At 39.2% G+C, this 17894-nt stretch carries 16 protein-coding genes; 6 read left to right on the top strand and 10 right to left on the bottom strand.

Features of this window, described 5'->3' with window-relative positions:
- The first annotated feature begins 222 nt into the window (after positions 1-222).
- The gene (locus MKY34_RS08310; protein ID WP_342514717.1) at positions 223-1458 is read left to right on the top strand and encodes a mechanosensitive ion channel domain-containing protein; all 1236 of its coding nucleotides are present in this window, start codon (positions 223-225) and stop codon (positions 1456-1458) included.
- Between the two features lie 75 nt (positions 1459-1533).
- Here the strand turns inward: MKY34_RS08310 and MKY34_RS08305 are convergent, their stop codons facing one another.
- Both MKY34_RS08305 and MKY34_RS08300 read right to left on the bottom strand, forming a co-directional pair.
- Entirely contained in the window at positions 1534-2343 is an 810-nt protein-coding gene (locus MKY34_RS08305) for an MBL fold metallo-hydrolase (protein WP_342514716.1), read from the bottom strand.
- A gap of 103 nt (positions 2344-2446) precedes the next feature.
- Positions 2447-3250 carry an EcsC family protein gene (locus MKY34_RS08300; protein WP_342514715.1) on the bottom strand — a complete coding sequence of 268 codons (804 nt, stop codon included), beginning with the start codon at positions 3248-3250 and terminating at the stop codon, positions 2447-2449.
- Between the two features lie 146 nt (positions 3251-3396).
- On the opposite strand from MKY34_RS08300, the gene MKY34_RS08295 reads away from it, so the two are divergent.
- On the top strand, positions 3397-4404 hold the full coding sequence (locus tag MKY34_RS08295) for a nucleoid-associated protein (protein ID WP_342514714.1): 1008 nt from the start codon (positions 3397-3399) through the stop codon (positions 4402-4404).
- A gap of 105 nt (positions 4405-4509) precedes the next feature.
- Here the strand turns inward: MKY34_RS08295 and MKY34_RS08290 are convergent, their stop codons facing one another.
- Positions 4510-5454: an Rpn family recombination-promoting nuclease/putative transposase gene (locus tag MKY34_RS08290; RefSeq protein WP_342514713.1), complete on the bottom strand. Its 945-nt coding sequence runs from the start codon at positions 5452-5454 to the stop codon at positions 4510-4512.
- Between the two features lie 265 nt (positions 5455-5719).
- On the opposite strand from MKY34_RS08290, the gene MKY34_RS08285 reads away from it, so the two are divergent.
- The 4 genes from MKY34_RS08285 to MKY34_RS08270 all read left to right on the top strand — a co-directional run bounded on the left by MKY34_RS08285 (position 5720) and on the right by MKY34_RS08270 (position 8483).
- A complete protein-coding gene (locus tag MKY34_RS08285; RefSeq protein WP_342514712.1) occupies positions 5720-5896 on the top strand; it encodes a hypothetical protein in 177 nt (58 codons plus the stop codon).
- Positions 5897-6179: 283 nt separating this feature from the next.
- A complete protein-coding gene (locus MKY34_RS08280; protein ID WP_342514711.1) occupies positions 6180-7433 on the top strand; it encodes an IS481 family transposase in 1254 nt (417 codons plus the stop codon).
- Positions 7426-8229 carry an AAA family ATPase gene (locus MKY34_RS08275; protein ID WP_342514710.1) on the top strand — a complete coding sequence of 268 codons (804 nt, stop codon included), beginning with the start codon at positions 7426-7428 and terminating at the stop codon, positions 8227-8229. Before MKY34_RS08280 ends, MKY34_RS08275 begins: the two co-directional genes overlap by 8 nt.
- Entirely contained in the window at positions 8226-8483 is a 258-nt protein-coding gene (locus tag MKY34_RS08270; protein ID WP_342514709.1) for a DUF5348 domain-containing protein, read from the top strand. The genes MKY34_RS08275 and MKY34_RS08270 overlap by 4 nt, the downstream gene beginning before the upstream one ends.
- 179 nt (positions 8484-8662) lie before the next feature.
- On the opposite strand, the gene MKY34_RS08265 is transcribed toward MKY34_RS08270, so the two are convergent.
- From MKY34_RS08265 to MKY34_RS08235, 7 genes are all read right to left on the bottom strand, one after another.
- Complete coding sequence (locus tag MKY34_RS08265) at positions 8663-9079, bottom strand: MaoC/PaaZ C-terminal domain-containing protein (RefSeq protein WP_342514708.1); 417 nt, start codon at positions 9077-9079, stop codon at positions 8663-8665.
- 75 nt (positions 9080-9154) lie between these two features.
- The gene (locus MKY34_RS08260) at positions 9155-10552 is read right to left on the bottom strand and encodes an MFS transporter (protein WP_342514707.1); all 1398 of its coding nucleotides are present in this window, start codon (positions 10550-10552) and stop codon (positions 9155-9157) included.
- 369 nt (positions 10553-10921) lie between these two features.
- On the bottom strand, positions 10922-11347 hold the full coding sequence (locus MKY34_RS08255; RefSeq protein ID WP_342514706.1) for a MaoC family dehydratase N-terminal domain-containing protein: 426 nt from the start codon (positions 11345-11347) through the stop codon (positions 10922-10924).
- A 17-nt stretch (positions 11348-11364) separates the two neighbouring features.
- A complete protein-coding gene (locus tag MKY34_RS08250) occupies positions 11365-12555 on the bottom strand; it encodes an acyl-CoA dehydrogenase family protein (protein WP_342514705.1) in 1191 nt (396 codons plus the stop codon).
- A gap of 54 nt (positions 12556-12609) precedes the next feature.
- Positions 12610-13362 carry a beta-ketoacyl-ACP reductase gene (locus MKY34_RS08245; RefSeq protein WP_342514704.1) on the bottom strand — a complete coding sequence of 251 codons (753 nt, stop codon included), beginning with the start codon at positions 13360-13362 and terminating at the stop codon, positions 12610-12612.
- A 69-nt stretch (positions 13363-13431) separates the two neighbouring features.
- Positions 13432-14595, bottom strand: coding sequence for a thiolase family protein (locus MKY34_RS08240; protein WP_342514703.1), 1164 nt, complete (start codon positions 14593-14595; stop codon positions 13432-13434).
- A 114-nt stretch (positions 14596-14709) separates the two neighbouring features.
- Entirely contained in the window at positions 14710-16833 is a 2124-nt protein-coding gene (locus MKY34_RS08235; RefSeq protein WP_342514702.1) for an acetate--CoA ligase family protein, read from the bottom strand.
- Between the last annotated feature and the right edge of the window lie 1061 nt (positions 16834-17894).

Genomic DNA, 17894 nt, shown 5'->3' with positions numbered 1-17894 from the left:
ATACGATTGTATCAGTTCGCGAATCCCCATTCTCTTTGGCTTTCAATGCAACCTGTACATCTACAATCCGATCATCCAGAATATGAAATCCATGAATCTAACCCCAAAAGTATGTTATCGTAAGCACTGGCAGCCACTGACGAGCAAGTGCGCATTTTGCTAGTAGTAGCAAGCTGTCAAGTAGCGCAATTACACGGTCAATACATCAACTGGAGGATATACATGAACATCATTCGACATCGACTGTTAGGATATGGAGTAGATGCAGACTGGGTGGAGTTACTGGCATTTATCATCTTGATTACACTCATTACGATCGTCTGTATCATTGCAAATTTTATTACAAAACAAGTAATTATCCGATTTCTGACACATATTATTCAGAAATATAAGTTGCAGTGGGGGCATCTTTTGCTGGAGCAAAAAGTATTCCGCCAATTATCTCATTTCGTGCCTGCAATTATTATTTATAATTTTGCTTCCACATTTCCGACCTATGAAAAACTTATTGAAACGATGGCGCTGTCGTACATTCTAATTGTAGCATTGAGCGTTATTAATCGGTTATTGAGCGTATTTAATGCCATTTACCAAACGTATGAAATATCAAAAACGAAGCCGATTAAAGGCTATATACAAGTTGCTAAAATTATCGTCATTACGATTGGCGTTATTTTAGTCATTGCGAATTTAGTTGGGAAAAGCCCAATGATCCTTCTTAGTGGAATTGGAGCACTTTCAGCGATATTTATGTTAGTTTTTAAAGATTCGATATTAGGACTTGTCGCGGGCGTTCAATTGTCTGCCACTGATATGGTTCGAATGGGTGATTGGATCGAAATGCCGAAATACGGTGCCAATGGGGATGTGATTGATATTTCCCTGAATACGGTTATGGTGCAAAACTTCGATCGGACAGTGACGATGATTCCAAGTTATGCACTCATTTCGGATTCTTTCATCAATTGGCGTGGGATGCAGGAATCTGGTGGTAGACGCATTAAACGTGCATTATATATTGATATCTCAAGTATTGCATTTTGCACAAAAGAGATGATTGAGCATTATCAAGAAATTGATATTTTGACAGATTATATTGTTGCACGTGAATATGAAATTGAGGAATACAATCGTGTACATGAAGTTGACCGAAGCAATATTGTTAACGGAAGAGCATTGACCAACATCGGGGTCTTTCGGGCCTACATTAGTCAATATATTCAACGTCATCCAGGCATTCACCAAGACATGACGTTAATGGTCCGCCAACTAGCTCCTGGTGAGCACGGTCTTCCAATTGAAATTTATGCTTTTGCGAATAGTATTCAATGGACGGTTTATGAATCGGTTCAAGCCGATATATTCGACCATCTATTCGCCATCGCAGGAGAATTCGGGCTTCGCATTTTCCAAAGTCCGGCGGGTAGTGATTTTAATATGGATAAAGAACGGATCTAACTAATGAAGACAAAAGATGCTTCATCCCAAAACAAAACACTTGGAATGAGGCATCTTTTATTATAATCAACATCATCAAGATTCCTGCAATATCGATGTGACAATATGTAAGGAATCCCATTCACCTTCTGAGAACTTCGTAATTGGATATTGTTTAGGAAACAGCTGGCGGCAAATGCTGTCAGCTGGATTGCCTTGTTGGTGTAACGCTAACACATCCTGTTGAAGACCTAACAAATAATCTAATTTTCGCTCCAGCGCAAGGCGTCCCTCTTCTACAAATCCTCTATGATTGCAAAACACCTCTTGAAAATCATACGTCAACACGAGCTCCAACGACTGAATAATGGTCGGGATACTCTCTTCCGCCAAAACCAATTTGGTACGCTCATTGACATATAAATCACCCGTAAACAATTGCCCCGTTTCTTGATTTAAAAAGGCTTTATGATCATGCGCATGACCTGGTGTATCAATGACATACCATGTCGCATTCCGAGATTCAAACGTTTCAGGCATCGCTAACGCATGAAATGGCTTCCTTTTCCCCCAAAAAAGTTGCCGATACAAAGGATAATTCGCCTGTTGCATACAAGAGTCAATGGACTTATCACTAATATAAATCGGTACATGCTTGGTCTTTTCCACATAAGCCGCACAACCCGTGTGATCCTCATGGAAATGTGTAAGCCGCACTTGATCAAAATCAGCTGCATCTATAAAGCGTTCAAAATGCTTATGTAATGACTGCGATCCCGTATCAATCAAGACGCCATCTACTGCATAACTATAAACATTCAATGCAACTCCTTGACTTTTCACTTCCCCATTCAAATAAGAAACGCCATTTTTCTCCCCCGCGGTTGATGTTTTCTTCAACAACATACCCCAAATCCCCCCTTCTCTACTCTAAAATATACCATAGTTATGTTCGTTAAGGAGATCGTTTTTAAAATAGTCAGAATACATAGCGACTATCGAATCGATTCTATTCCTCTGCTACCTGCGCTAAACGTTCATTAATTCTTCTCTTGCGATAAAGCATCATCCCAGCCTCGGCCAGGTCGCTAACCGCGGAACGATTGATAAAAGCACCGACCAACAGCCCGACAATTGGTATCATTTGAAAAAGCTTTTTCCAACCAATTTGGTCACGGTGGGTCATGACCACTTCTCTCCATCCTTGAAGTTCTGAAATGACTTCTCTTTTCATCCCTTCATCAGGAGCATCCATGAGTGATAATTGTTGTAGTATCGCTTGTTTCCCGACAATGTCTGAAGAAACAAACTGCAAAACTTTCACAATATATATTCTTTCCTCTTTATCATTCGGATCATAGCCATAACACATCGCAATATCCTGAAGGGTCTTTAATTGAATACCTAACAGCAATGGTATATCAATGGATAACGTGAAAATACCGCCAACGCCCGTGCCTGCGCCTTGTAGCGTTGCCAATTGTTTTCGATTATTGGCAAGTGTACTGACAGCTTGATCCATATCAGCAATCCGTAGCAATTTCACATCTGCTAACGTCTGGACATTTTTTTGAGGATAATAGGATTTAAGTGAAGCCACTGAGCTTAAGTACTTTCCGCCTGTTTGCACATATTGCCCTAATTCATCTAGCAAAATGCCAATCTTATTTTGGATAAAGGCAGGTGTCATTTTGTCCAGTAACTTGAATGGAAGACGACCAATTTTCTCCCAAAACCATAAATCACTTTGATCCTGTTCCCAGTCCACACTCTTTTTTAGTTCAACCTGCAGTTCTTCTACTGTTTCAACCACTATATATGAATACCTCCGTCTTATGATAAAAACTGTACTTCATTTAATTATATCCTGTGACTCGTTTCGATGTAAAATCCATGAAACGAGTGCACGAAGTATGCTATGGTAAACCATCTACAACTACTGATGAAAAGGTGTAAATCATGCTAGAAGTAACAGATAGTAAACTAACACAATATGTTATTCATTACGTCAGTGACATGGTCGTTTTCGGAGATGAAGCATTCCCTCAACCAGAGGTCATGCTAGAAGCGGCCTTTACACAATTGGCGTTCAATAAAATCGATTTTGAACAGCAATATGAATTTTTTCATGAAACAGATGTCGGATTAAATGAACTCTATACTTATGTCAACAACATTTTCGATCAAGAGGGCAGCAATTTCCTTACGCAATCCCAACATATCGCCACGCACTTACAGAGCGTCTCCCAACACCCGAATATTAAAGACGGTGAGTTGTTTATTGGCTTATTCGATAATTGTCTATGGGGACCAGAGGCAAAAAAAGTCCTGGCCATTGTAAAAATTGATGAAAAAGAAATATTTTTAGATGTGAAAAACGAGCAAAACAAAATGACCGTGAACGGCATCGACGGCATTAATGTAAAGAAGATTAATAATATGGCCGTCATTGTCGATATGGGCCCAGACGTAGCACCTGCTGTCTTTATCAAAACGAAAAAGAAAGAAGACGTCGTATACTGGCAAGAACGTTTTTTGAAAGTGAAAGTAGCGGATGAACATTATCATAAAACCAATTTAGCCTTAACAGAATGTAAAAAAATCATTATCAAAGAAGAGAACTTCACCAATACCGAGAAACTAGGTCTCTTAAACAAAACGCTCGAGTACTTTAGAAATGAAGTCGAATTTCAAGTAGATGACTACATTGAAACCGTCTTTGAAGGAAGCGATTCTGCCCCAAAAGAGATTATCGTCAATTCGGTCAAACCATATGAAACGGTCATTTCCGAAAGTGCCATCGAAAAAGTCGAAAAGAGTTATAAACGGAAGATCAAACTTGATACCAATATTGAAATTCAGGTGAATGTACGCGATATCGAGGAAATCGATGAACTGATTGAAGTTGGGTATGATGAGGCAACGAATCGGAAGTTTTATAAGATTTCTTTTCAGGAGGAAGTGTAACCGCGAAACTGGAAGATACGTATCTTCCCCTTTGTTCTTATTGCAAAAACACCTGATTCCCTAATGGTAAATTTAGAATCAGGTGCTTTTATCTTCTTTCAAGGATTAGTTGTTACTCAATTTTTTGATGATACGCTCTACTACTTCCAGCTCTAAAGATGTAGCCTCTACAATCTGATCAATTGTTAAAGATAATTTGAATAGCCGCTTGACCGTTTCTTCTTTCTTCAGCTGTTTACCTTGCTCACGTCCTTGTTCGAGACCTTCTTCACGGCCTTCTTTTTCAGCCAAATATCGAGCATCATCCAGTTTTGCTTCTTCATCTAAGATATATTTCAATCGTGACTCATAAGCAAAAGCCTCTTCTGGAGAGCGACTTAATTCTTGCCAAACTGTGAATGCATCCTGCAACTTTTCATCTTTCATCGCGAGCTCCTCCAATTCCTGATAGATTTCGTTGTACACCCTCTTTTTTCTCACATCCACCATACCAAGCAATAGCAACCACCTAGCGAGGATGTCATTCCATGGATCCAACTTCTTTTCATACCACTGTTTAATGAAGTGGATCTCCAACACATCATCCATTCGAAATTTTTCTTCCTGTTCATACAGATGAAAGATATTGTGAAAAGCATCTGTTTGATTAAACAGATCGAAATTACAAATATTAATCGTGATGGTTGGCAATAGCTTATTGTAACCTATGCCTTTTTCTAGCTGTAAATTATAAATCCGTGACCAATAGAACAATGTTCGTTTAACCATATCATATTGATTGGTCAATTGGATTTCCACATTTATGAGTTCATCATCTTGTGTTTTCACTAAGATATCTAACCGTGATTGCTTATCCCCTTGGTATTCTCCACCAACTTCTTGATTGGCAAATGTTATTTCTCTAATAGCCTGACGACCTGTACGCTGCAAAATGGCGTTCAAAAAGACGACTGTTATTTCTTTATTTTGCTCACTGCCAAATAATTGTGTAAACGAGCACTTTATCCCCTCACAAAAGCATTGATTTTTTTCAAATTCCTCCGGAATCATATCTATACTCTTCCGAGTTAATGTGCTAAATTTTATGCATATTAATAAGGGGGAGATTTTTTATGTTGATTTCATACGATTTTGGAATTGATTTGGAAGAGTACTCAATTAGGGGGACGTCGAATCACTTTCCATTGCTTGATGAATGCCCGAATTGCAAGTGTCTGGCACCCGGTAATATTCATCGCACTGGCTACTATTGGCGGTACGGGATTATAGAAGATGTTACTAAGAGGATTCCTATCTGTCGTTTAAGGTGCTTGGTATGCAAGGGGAATTTTTCAATTCTGCCGGATTTCCTGATTCCTTATTTCCAACATACAGTCCATACGGTTTTGGGGCGCCTCCAACGGCACCTTCTACGAAAGAAGGTGAATGGCGGGCGGCAATTAATGGGGTTTCATCTGAAGCGATTTATAAAAAATATAAATTGGATACATAGCTATTTTAGTGATAACGGTCAAGTCCTAAGTGTTTCTAAGGATGTAAAAAAGAAGCCACAAAATATATGAAAATGATCCTGGATTTTGGCGAATCCCCCTTCTTGCGAAGGAGCTGGGGTCACTTATCAAAATACTTCATGGCAAATTAATTCTATCATATTTCATTACGTTGATAAATATTATTGGTCCCACATAACTTCTTCATAGTCAGGGAATTGTGTGAAAAGTAGAATAGGACTCATGGATGACCGGTCGTCCTTCCACTATAAGGAGGAAGATTCCATGAATGAAAAAAATCGTCATGAAGTGGCCTTATTTCGGTATGGGCTTATCGCCCCGTTATTAAACGGACAGGTTGACGTGAAGGTGTATTTGAATGATGTAGAAGGAAAGAACCATTCTGTTCCTTACTATGGGGAACGAAGAATAGCCAGCAAAACGTTACAGGAATGGCTACTTAATTATCGCCGCAATGGATTTGACGCATTGAAACCGAAGAAACGTGCGGATAGAGGATCTTCGCGAAGGTTATCGCCAGATGACCTGGATCAGCTTCTGGAAATACGAAAAAAATCTCTCCATATGCCCGTCAGCGTCTTCTACGAACAACTGATTAAGCGTGGAGAGATCAATAAAAATCAAGTTTCATATTCCACTATAAATCGGTTGTTGAAAAAACACAACCTAGTTGGCGAAAGTATTTTAGCGAACCCTGAACGTAAACGCTTTTCCCATGAAAAAGTAAATATATTATGGCAAGCAGATTTATCACTTGGCCCTTACCTATCCAACAAGGGGAAGAGCATAAAAACCTTTTTGATTGCCTATATTGATGACTGTTCAAGGCTTGTGCCCTATGGGCAATTCTTTACTTCAGAAAAGTTTGATGGCTTGCGGGTGGTTACGAAAGAGGCTCTTATCAGAAGAGGTAAGCCCAAGATCATCTACGCGGATAACGGCAAGATTTACCGCTCTGAAACGCTCCAATATGCGTGTGCACAATTAGGTATCACGCTAGCACACACGCAGCCGTACGATCCTCAAAGTAAAGGCAAAATAGAACGGTTCTTTAAAACAGTCCAGACCCGATTTTATCCATTATTGAAATCAAATCCGGTTCATACGTTAGAAGAGTTGAATGAGCGGTTTTGGCGCTGGCTGGAAGAGGATTATCACCGAAGGGTACATGCATCCCTTGATGGTAAAACACCACATGAAGCTTTTCAGGTACAATTTGATCAAGTGACGTTTCTTGAGGATGTTTCCCTACTTGAAACGATCTTCTTAAAGCGTGAACAACGGAAAGTGAAGGCAGACGGGACTATTACATTGAACAAGAAACTCTATGAGGTGCCCAGTCGATTCATAGGAAATTCCATCGATGTAAGGATAGATGAAAAGAGTGTCTATATCTTTGAAGATGACAAGAAAGTAGCAGAAGCCACCCTTGCCAATATGCAAGACAATGCACATGTAAAACGGGTGCGCTCACCTATCTCACTAGCCACTGGTAAGGGGGGCGATGACCGTGTATAAATCCTTTTATTCTTTGGCGAGCACACCATTTTCAAAGAACATCATTTCTTCGGATGCATTTTATTCCACTGATCATCAAGGTGCTCTCAGTGCATTACAATACCTACAGAAATCGAAAGGAATTGGGCTACTGATTGGAGATCCAGGTGTCGGAAAAACATTTTCCTTGCGGTCATTTAAGGAATCGCTGAACCCATCCTTATATCATGTCGTCTATTTCCCCTTATCAACTGGTGGCGTAATGGATTTCTATCGTGGCCTGGCCTATGGATTGGGAGAGGAACCGAAGTTCCGTAAAGTAGATCTGTTCCGGCAGATTCAACAAGGAATTGAGCGAATGGCCTTAGAACGCAAAATAACACCTGTCTTCATTCTCAATGAAATGCATATGGCAAAAGATGCATTTCTCCAAGATGTCGCGCTGCTATTTAACTTTCAAATGGATTCAACCAATCCATTCATCCTTGTACTATCTGGTTTGCCCCATTTGAAGACACGGTTACAGCTAAACCATCACCGTCCCTTATCTCAGCGTATTATCATGAAATATGAGATCCAGGCATTATCGAGGGAAGAGGTCACTCCCTATATAAATCATCACATGAAATTAGCTGGAGCGAAGATGCCGATTTTCACAGAGAGCGCCATTGAGGCAATTGCCTTACGTTCTCAAGGATGGCCAAGGGCCATCAATACCCTCGCAGTGAACAGTTTATTATTTGGCTCGCAATTAAAAAAAGAGCAGATTGATGATGAGGTTGTCCGATTAGCCGTGGAAGACAGTGGCATGACATGAAGCATGGGATTTTAGTATATGACCAACAAGTACAAGAATGGCGCGTCTGGATTGGACAACGACGCTATTGGATCCAGCAAGGGTACACATTTGAACTACGAATCCAGCAACGGTATTACAACGCTTATCTGGAAAAGGATTTGGATTGGTTCGTTACGCTAAATGGTGATGTAAAATTAATTCTTCATACACATGAGGTTTATAAGGTTCGAATCCGTATAGAAGATTATATTCTTGTAGATGCCCCTTTTTAGGGGTTTTTTAAATGGAAGTTCATCTGGATTATTGTGAGTATAGTTTTCATATCCCGAAATAAATTGAAAAAAAGAACACATTATCTCAGATTTCCTTCCGGATTAAAGTGGAAAGAGGATACTGGAATAATGTGCGCGTTTACAAAATTGGGTTTATTCTGAGAAACAGAAGAAGAAATTCAATAGAATTTCAATGTTGCTTCACCGGATGTCAATGCTTTTCCTGGCTCTCGCTCCAGGTTGATTTCTAAATCGAGTGTACGCTTTTCTTCATTCTTATTTGTAACCTTTGCCCGACAGGTAAGAACATCTCCAGGAAATATCATACCCGAAAACCGAACCGTCAAACGACTGACAAAACCGTTTGTTCCAACCAACTGACCACATAATTGACCTAAATAACCCATGCCAAGCATTCCATGTGCGATAGTCCCCGGTAACCCGACCTGTTTTGCTGTCTCCACATCAGTATGGATCAAATTAAAGTCACCAGATGCACCAGCGTATTTTACTAATTGGACTTTTTCAATTGCTGGCTTGACAAGGGGTTTAAACTCTTGCCCCACCTTTGCCTGATTCCAGTCAATTCCCCCCATTGATTTCCCTCCCTTTATGTTTTTGTATCATTCTAATCTTATCTATACAAAACCTTATTTTCATTGGTTCTAAAATTAAGCATTACTTTTTTCTAGATCTTTGATTATTTGCGGGTATCTTTTTTCAAGTCCATAAAATAATATGATGACTAGCATAACAACACCCAATATAATGTGATAATGCATATTCAGAAAAATAATCATTTGATTAACATTTTCTGGTTGCGTTGCACGTGTTCCAATATAACCAACAAAAGATAGAAGCCCACCCATTATTGCACCACTAATACCTGATCCAACTTTCATCCCAAAACTCATACTACTATTTGCTAATCCAGGGGTACGTATCCCAGTTGACCATTCACCATAGTCTACAGTGTCATTAACCATCGTATAGACTACTGTTGCTATAAAGGTTTGTGCCAATCCTAAACATGCAGTACCTATTAAAAAGTAATTTAATGATGCCGGATCCACCATCTTAACAAAACCGGACACTATAATAAGTGCGGCACCTAAAATAGCAAGATTTTTCTTGTTTAGGCGCTTCGCAAACGGTGATAGTATAGCTAAAAGCGCTATTCCTGGAATCGTTTTAGCTAGCGTAAATAGTGAAAAATAACTTGCACTTCCAAACATATATTTAGCATAATAAACTTCGGCACCTTGCATTCCCAGCATCATATAATAAAGAAAACCATACGATACTATTATTATCCAATACTTGTTTTTTGATAGTGATTTCAACTCTTCTTTTAAATTGTGTTTTCTCTCTTTTGTTTTCGGACTTTCTTTTACCCTCTCTGTCGTTAATTTAAACGTGGTCATTAGGCAAATTGATGCTAAAACAGCGATGATACCGGCAACAACAACCCACCCTAGCTGGCCGCCAATTGAGCTGGCTACTGGTTCAGCACTTGCTTTTACAACTAATGTACCAACAGTAAATGCAATCGAAAGGCTTAAACCTAATGCAGTTCGTGAACTTTTATCTTGCGTCATTTGTCCAAGAAGTGTTTTCATTGGAATCGAAATTGCCGTATACATAAGAATAAAAAAGCTGTACGTAATTAGCGCATAAGTAAATTTACCATTAAGGCTTAGATTTGGAACAGTAAACAATAAAATAACAGATAAACTAAATGGAATACATAACCACAATACATATGGACGTGCTTTTCCATGTTTTGAGTTTGTCCTATCTATAATAAGACCCATAATAACATCAGATACACCATCCCATACCCGGGCTACTAACAATAATATCCCTACAAGACCAGCTGAAATACCAATAATATCCGTGTAAAAGTACGATAGAAAAGCTATTATTAATCCCCAAGATAGTACATAGCCAAAATTACCAACACCATAACCAAAAACCTCTAATTTTCCAACACTTTCACTTTCATTTCCACTTTCACTCGCATGAGTGGTATTGTTCAATGTCGGAGTATCCAACTTATCTGTCACCATTTATTTATCCCCCTAATGTTATTCGTATTGTCAAACATTTCTTGGTAAAAGAGTAATACCTTTTCTGATTGTATGCGCTCTCATAAAAGGTTTTACACATTGCTTCTAATGTCTAACGTATTAATGAGGTAACCACAATGGAGGTGACTAGTTGTTACCTCAATTAATACTTGATTTACTTAAACATATCAAAATACACAGATAAAATTGTTTCCGATCTTCCAGTAAAAATATTAGGCGTATTTTAATCCTCATTTAAATTAAATTTGATCTGTATATACATAGGCTTTACGGATAATTAGAAGTCGATGAAATACCCGACATTAAAAATCTAGTAAAATGAAATTGCTGGGAATCTCTTAGATTACCTTAACGGAGAATCAGCGTATTTATTCCGCGATACACTAAGTTGCCATCCAAATCTTCACCACGGGTTTCCTGCACAAGAAATGTCATCTTGCCGATTTTCCCTTCTTTTTCATAGACATCAATGACAGAACTAGCACAACGCAAGACATCACCCGCCACAATTGGCCGTTCAAAAAGATATTCCATACCTCCATGTAAGACCCGACTAGGCTCGAATTCGATACTTGGATTCATCACCCTAATCGTCGTTGGAAATGTGGGTGGAGCAATTATACTCCGATACCCACATTCCTTGGCAAATGCTTCATCTGTGTACAAGGGATTATCATCGCCAACGGCCTCAGCAAAACGCCGAATGGCACCTTTTTCTATTTCAAAAGTTTCTGATTCACTTGAACTTCCAATAATACTAGGATCTATTTGCACCTTTTCCTCTCCTTCCATCATGAACGAACTAGTTTAGGCGGTGATGAAATTTCTCCAATCTTTACATGTCCTTTGAGCAAGTTTCGGGCAATTGTGCGGCGTAGGATTTCGTCTGTACCTTCAAAGATACGATACAATCTTAATTCACGATACCAGCGTTCAATCGGTAACTCTTTTGTATAACCCATTCCACCATGAATTTGTAGTACCCGATCGACAACTCTGTTAGCCATGTTAGAACCATATAGCTTGGCAATCGCTGACTGATGACGTCCATCCATATTATTCTCCGACATCCACGCTGCTCGTAAAACAAGCCATTTCGTGGCCTCAATTTCTACCGCCGAGTCTGCTAACTTCCACTGGATCGCTTGATAATCAGCAATCGGTTTACCAAACGTCTTACGCACCTGAGAATAATCTACACCCATCTGAAGCAATCTTTCAGCTGCTCCAACTGCTCTTGATGGAACCATCCATCGGCCCCGACCGATCCATTTCATAGCAAGTTCAAAACCTTTGCCTAATTCACCTAAAATGTTTTTTTCTGGAACCCGGACATCTTCAAAGACCAAAGAGTCGGCTCCCCATTCGCCCATTGTAGGAATAGCCTCAGAACGCCATCCCATATCTCTATCTACTAGAAAAGCGGTAACGCCACCGTTTGCTCCTTTTTCCCTATCTGTAACCGCAAATACGATGGCAAAATCTGCAATATTTCCGTTTGAAATAAAAGTCTTCTCTCCATTTATAACCCATTCATTTCCATCCTTCACAGCTAGCGTTCGAATGCCCTTAGCATCTGATCCAGCACCGGGTTCAGTGATCGCAAAACAAGATATACGATCCCCGTTGATAGTTGGAATCAGGTATTCTTTCTTCTGTTCTTCATTACAGTGATAAAGAATATTATCCGCAAAACCTCCGAGTCGAAACGGTATAAAAGTTTTGGATAATTCCGTTGTGATGATTGATTGCATTACAGCCCCTAAGTTTGCCCCACCGTATTCCTCAGGAGTTTCAATCCCCCAAAATCCAATTTCTTTTGCTTTCATTTGTAGTTCACGATGCTTTTCTGGAGATAATCCTGGACGTCCTTCTCGTTCATTTCGTAGCACCTCTGGCTCTAATGGAATTAATTCATTGCGCACAAAATTCCTAATTGTATTTTGGACCATTTCCTGTTCTTCTGTTAATGAAAAATTCATTTTTCCCCAGCTCCCTTTATTTTTAAATTTAATTAGTCATGAATTTGCTAAAATCTAGCGCGCTCCTCCGTTAACATAGATTATTTGTCCATTCACATAACTGGAGTCTTCACTAGCCAAAAAAGCAATTACATTTGCGATATCCTCGGGTTTACCAACCTTTCTAAGCGGGTTATTTTTTGCAATTAATTGTTGTTGCTCCTCAAAATCCAAACCAACTCGTTCTGATGTTTCCTTTGTCATGTCAGTTACAACATATCCCGGGGCGACTGAATTCACATTAATATTAAAAGGCCCCAGTTCCAACGCTAAAGTTTTTGTAAGGCCTTGTATTCCAGCTTTTGCGGCAGAATAATTAGCCTGTCCGCGATTCCCCATAGCTGAAGCACTGCTAATGTTAATAATTTTTCCAAATCGTTGTTCCACCATATGTTTCTGCACTGCTTTAGTACATAAAAAACTACCTCTTAAATGCACATTCATTACGAGATCCCAATCTTCTGGAGACATTCTGAAAATCAGATTGTCACGGATCACTCCGGCATTGTTCACCAAAATATCCACCCGTCCAAAATGGGAGACAACCTTCTCGACGGCAACATCTACTTGCTCAACATCGGAAACGTCACAAGCTACTGCAATCGCTTCTCCATTTATCGATTCTATCGTTTGAACTGTTTCACGACCAGGCTCTAGATCAAATACTGCCACCTTGGCACCTTCCTGCGCTAATCGCTTTGCTGTTGCAGCACCAATCCCTTGACCAGCTCCTGTGACGATAGCAACCTTGTTTTTTAAAGAACCCATTTGATCGCCTCCTTCTATAAAATTTATAGGTATAAGAAAACATTAACTGTGACACGCTTGAAATTTTTATTATCTTTCAAGCAATAGTGCAATTCCTTGACCACCGCCGATACAAGCGCTTACAAGTCCACGCTTAACATCTCTATTTTTCATTTCATGTGCCAGCTTCATCACCAACATCCCACCAGTAGCTGCAATTGGATGTCCGTGTGCAATTGCTCCCCCATTTACATTGACCTTTTCCATATCCATATTAAGTTCCCGATCGCATGCTAATACTTGGGATGCAAACGCTTCATTAATTTCAATTAAATCTATATCATCCAAGGTCAATCCTGTTCTTTCTAATAACTTTTTTATAGCAGGAACTGGCCCAATTCCCATTATATTTGGATCGACACCAGCAATTGCCCAATCAGCTATCCGTGCAAGCGATTCCAAGTTTCTGCTTTCGGCTTCATCTGCCGACATAACAAGGAGTGCCGCTGCCCCATCACAAATACCTGATGCGTTACCAGCAGTTACTGTACCATCCGCTTTAAATGCTGGACGCAGGGGCGCCATACCTTCCAGGGTTGATTCTGGTCTAGGATGTTCGTCCTTAGAAAATAGATAGGTTTCTCCCTTTCTTCCTTTGATAGGAACAGGAACGATTTGATTATCGTAAAAACCACGTTCTACTGCTTGCTTCATTTTTTGCTGACTTCGAAAAGCAAAGGCATCCTGTTCTTCCCTACTTATGTTATAACGGTCGACAAGATTTTCGGCTGTAATTCCCATTGGTGGACTGCCAATACGCTCTGGTGCTTGCTGTTTTCGGATAAACTTGGGCGGGAGCATATTAAATGGTTGCGCAGGTGGTTCCATCAAATAAGGAGCCCGAGTTAGGCTTTCAGTTCCTCCTGCTACAATAATTCGACCGCTTCCAGCACGAATGGCATCAGAAGCAAGCGCTACAGCATTAATTCCTGATCCACATAATCGGTCAATGGTAATCCCTGGTACTGATATGGGTAACCCGCCTTCCAACAAGGACAAACGGGCGGTATTTCCATCGCTGGCATTGGAGTTTCCCATTATGACATCATCTACATCTTCCCCCGCAACTTGCGCTCTTTCGAGTACCTCTTTGATTACCAGCCCTCCATAAATGGAAGGATGTAAATCTTTTAAAGCTCCTCCAAATCTAGCGAATGGCGTTCTTGCCACAGAAACGATAACTGCTTCACTCATTTTTATCCCCACCTTATTCTTAATTAGCAATTTTCAATATACTATAATTAAAGAGATTCATTTTAAACGATATTTAATTAACATCATGTATATACAATCTGAAACCCATCTTATTTAATGAGATACAGATACGAGCTTTTGCTCTCCAACGAATAGTGCATCAAGAGCCGTTACCCCTTTTCCTTCTTCATGCACCATTACAGGGTTAATATCCAATTCATGTAACCAATCTTTTTGATCTACACTCAATTCTGAAACTTTCACAATCGTTTCTGCTAATGCTTGGATATCATAAGGTCCTTTATTTCGGATACCTTTTAAGATTTCATATCCTTTGATGGACTGGATCATCTCTTTTGCATCTTTTATATTTAACGGCGCTTGTTTAATTACTGAATCATTAAATACTTCAACAAAAATTCCTCCAAGGGATAGAACAATAGATGGACCGAATAACGGATCTTGTATCGATCCAATCATTACTTCCACACCATCCTCAACCATCTCTTCCACGATAATTCCGTCAATTTTAGCTTTCCCGTCATATTTTAAAGCGTTGGACATGATTTCTTCAAAAGTCCTTCTAACTTCCTCGGCAGATTTTACATTGATTTTTATAACATCAGCCTCGGTTTTATGGGCAATCTGCTGCGACAGTACTTTTAAAACAACGGGATATCCTATTGTATCAGCTAACTTGACAGCTTCTTCAACATTTTCGGCTATGTCGCCTTTCGGTATAGGAATCCCATACTTATCTAAATAGCTTTTACCCCTATGTTCATTAATCCCCCCTCCGAATGCCTCCAATTCCAGGCTATCGGTCACTCTTTCCTCAAGAGCTCCTTTTTGTTCAGACAAGAGATCCTTGCGTTTATTATAATGCATCAGATTTTTCAGGGCTCGAATTGAACGACTTGCTGAAGGTAGCCAACAAATACCACTATTAGATAACAATTCTTTCGTCTGATCTGAAGCACCTGCCCAACAAACAACAAAAGTTTTATCCGTTTCATTCGCTATTTTTGATATTTCGGGAATGAGCACAGGTGCGGCAGCATCCAATATTTGCATATAAAGTACAACTGACTCTACCGCGTCATCTTTTAATAAAATATTGATGCTATCCGAAAAGTGATCAAGATTCTGAATGAATTGTGCTGTAACATCAATAGGATTTTTGACAGATGCAAATGGCGGTAAAATTTCCTTCAATTGTGTGATTGTCTCAGGTGCCAAATCAGCAAACTCTACATCGTATTGTACACATTTATCTGCCATTACGATTCCGGCACCGCCCGAGATCGTAACGATCGCCGTCCCACCCCTTTTAGGGCTTTTCTTTGCCTTATGAAACAGGTTAATTGTATCGATCAATTCTTCTTCATCATCCACTTGGACAACATTATTTGCTTCAAAATAATTAGAGTAAATCGATGCATTTCCTGCTATAGAAGCCGTGTGAGAAATTGCGGCAGTGGCTCCTAACTCAGTCGTTCCTACCTTAAATAAGATAAGTGGCTTATCATTTTCTTGGCATAAACGGATAGCATTATCCATTGTCTCCATATCTCTAGCCCCTTCAATATAACCGCCAATGACTTCAATCTCTTCCTGCTCAGCGAAATAGTGAACATAATCAAAGAAGTCGATACCTGCCTCATTCCCCGAAGAAACAAAGTACTGTAAACCTACTCCCATTTCTTCTAGCATTCTGTAGGCAATTGTTCCAAAAGCTCCACTTTGTGTAACGAATGCAATTGGATCCTTATTGGTCGCTTCTATTTGTTGAAACGAAGCAACTACTTTGTCTTTTAAATTGAAGAAACCTATGGAATTTGGTCCGACTACTGGAATGCCGGTTCGTTCAACAAAGTCAGTCAGATTCTGTTGAAGTTCCCTTCCATCATCCCCAGCTTCCGCAAAACCAGAACTAAAAACAACTGCACTTTTTATTGACTTTTTTGCCAATTCTTCTAGAGCAGGCAAGACAGCCGATGCTCTAATTGAAATGATGGCCATATCAATATCTTCTGGCAAACTTTCAAAATTCTCATAACAGGGATATCCTTCTAATTCATTGTGCCTTGCATGCACAGGGTAAACTGAACCTTCATACCCTAAGTTACGTATTAGATGTAACGGTCTTGCACTAATTTTCCCTGGATCACCTGATGCTCCGATGACTGTAATAGATTTCGGGGAAAACATAGGTTCTAGATTTAATTTTTTTCTCATAAATACTCACCCCATTAAATGATTTTTGTGCAAACGCTTACTTTATGCTTATCGTTGCATTTTACAAATCTCTTGCTGACTATCTAAAGCAATTCATTTCACTACCTTGTACAATACTAACTATTGCAAGTATGATGCCAAGTTTCAAAAGACTCATGATGAAGACTGTAACAATAAAGGAATGTACGTTATTCTTTAGCCTTCAAGATACATAATTAAATGATTATCCCCGTTTAATTAAATCGTTTCCGAATTATTAATTCACCTTTGAATTAGAAGGGGTATTAACTTAAATTGGATCAGATGCCATGATGAACATAATGGGTATCGGGGAAAACATAATAATTTCTGGATTCAATTTTTTACGTAAATTCACTTCATTTAAAGGTGACCATCGCTGCTGGGGCTTACGATATGTTCATAGTTACATGCTTACAAATCTTTTGCTGACTATCTTAGCAACTCATTCCACCTTGTATAATCTATATGTTGCAAGAATGATGCCATCTGGTTGACTATCTAAAGCAATTCATTTCACCACCTTGTACAATACTAACTATTGCAAGTATGATGCCAAGTTTCAAAAGACACATGATGAGGACAGTAACAATAAAGGATTGTACGTTATTCTTTAGTTTTCAAGATAAATAGTTAAGTTATTACATCCTATTATCATTGTTCAATTAATTCATTCCTGAATCTTTAATTTACTTTTGAATTTAATTGAATGTTAACTTAGTTTGGAAAGAGTACTAGATTATCATGCGGAAAATTTGATGTGGATGGCAAAGATACCTCTAATGTGTTAATGTTTTCAACGGGAAGAGCAATCGCGTTCTAAAAGGCAAGCATCTTACTCTAAGCAAGTTTTTCGACACAGAAACTTCTGTTCAATTTATATAGATAAATAGGACAAGTATTATTTCCGATTGCAAACTCAGCTTATCGCCAAGCCTTTATGTCAGGAACTAACGTTACACTTATGTAGGTCTAGGAAATCTTATACTTATCTTTCTAAAAGGAAAAAGTATTGCCGACATATCTCTATCTACAGGATTTGT

Source organism: Sporosarcina sp. FSL K6-1522, assembly GCF_038622445.1.
Classification (GTDB): Bacteria; Bacillota; Bacilli; order Bacillales_A; family Planococcaceae; genus Sporosarcina.
Note: the sequence above shows the minus strand (reverse complement) of the source record. Positions and strands in the feature narration are given on the sequence as shown.

Bases quoted from the DNA above. Each gene is read 5' to 3' on its own strand.
- MKY34_RS08310 (WP_342514717.1), top strand. From the start codon at position 223: ATGAACATCATTCGACATCGACTGTTAGGATATGGAGTAGATGCAGAC.
- MKY34_RS08305 (WP_342514716.1), bottom strand. From the start codon at position 2,343: ATGTTGTTGAAGAAAACATCAACCGCGGGGGAGAAAAATGGCGTTTCT.
- MKY34_RS08295 (WP_342514714.1), top strand. From the start codon at position 3,397: ATGCTAGAAGTAACAGATAGTAAACTAACACAATATGTTATTCATTAC.
- MKY34_RS08290 (WP_342514713.1), bottom strand. From the start codon at position 5,454: ATGATTCCGGAGGAATTTGAAAAAAATCAATGCTTTTGTGAGGGGATA.
- MKY34_RS08285 (WP_342514712.1), top strand. From the start codon at position 5,720: ATGCAAGGGGAATTTTTCAATTCTGCCGGATTTCCTGATTCCTTATTT.
- MKY34_RS08280 (WP_342514711.1), top strand. From the start codon at position 6,180: ATGAATGAAAAAAATCGTCATGAAGTGGCCTTATTTCGGTATGGGCTT.
- MKY34_RS08270 (WP_342514709.1), top strand. From the start codon at position 8,226: ATGAAGCATGGGATTTTAGTATATGACCAACAAGTACAAGAATGGCGC.
- MKY34_RS08265 (WP_342514708.1), bottom strand. From the start codon at position 9,079: ATGGGGGGAATTGACTGGAATCAGGCAAAGGTGGGGCAAGAGTTTAAA.
- MKY34_RS08260 (WP_342514707.1), bottom strand. From the start codon at position 10,552: ATGGTGACAGATAAGTTGGATACTCCGACATTGAACAATACCACTCAT.
- MKY34_RS08250 (WP_342514705.1), bottom strand. From the start codon at position 12,555: ATGAATTTTTCATTAACAGAAGAACAGGAAATGGTCCAAAATACAATT.
- MKY34_RS08245 (WP_342514704.1), bottom strand. From the start codon at position 13,362: ATGGGTTCTTTAAAAAACAAGGTTGCTATCGTCACAGGAGCTGGTCAA.
- MKY34_RS08240 (WP_342514703.1), bottom strand. From the start codon at position 14,595: ATGAGTGAAGCAGTTATCGTTTCTGTGGCAAGAACGCCATTCGCTAGA.
- MKY34_RS08235 (WP_342514702.1), bottom strand. From the start codon at position 16,833: ATGAGAAAAAAATTAAATCTAGAACCTATGTTTTCCCCGAAATCTATT.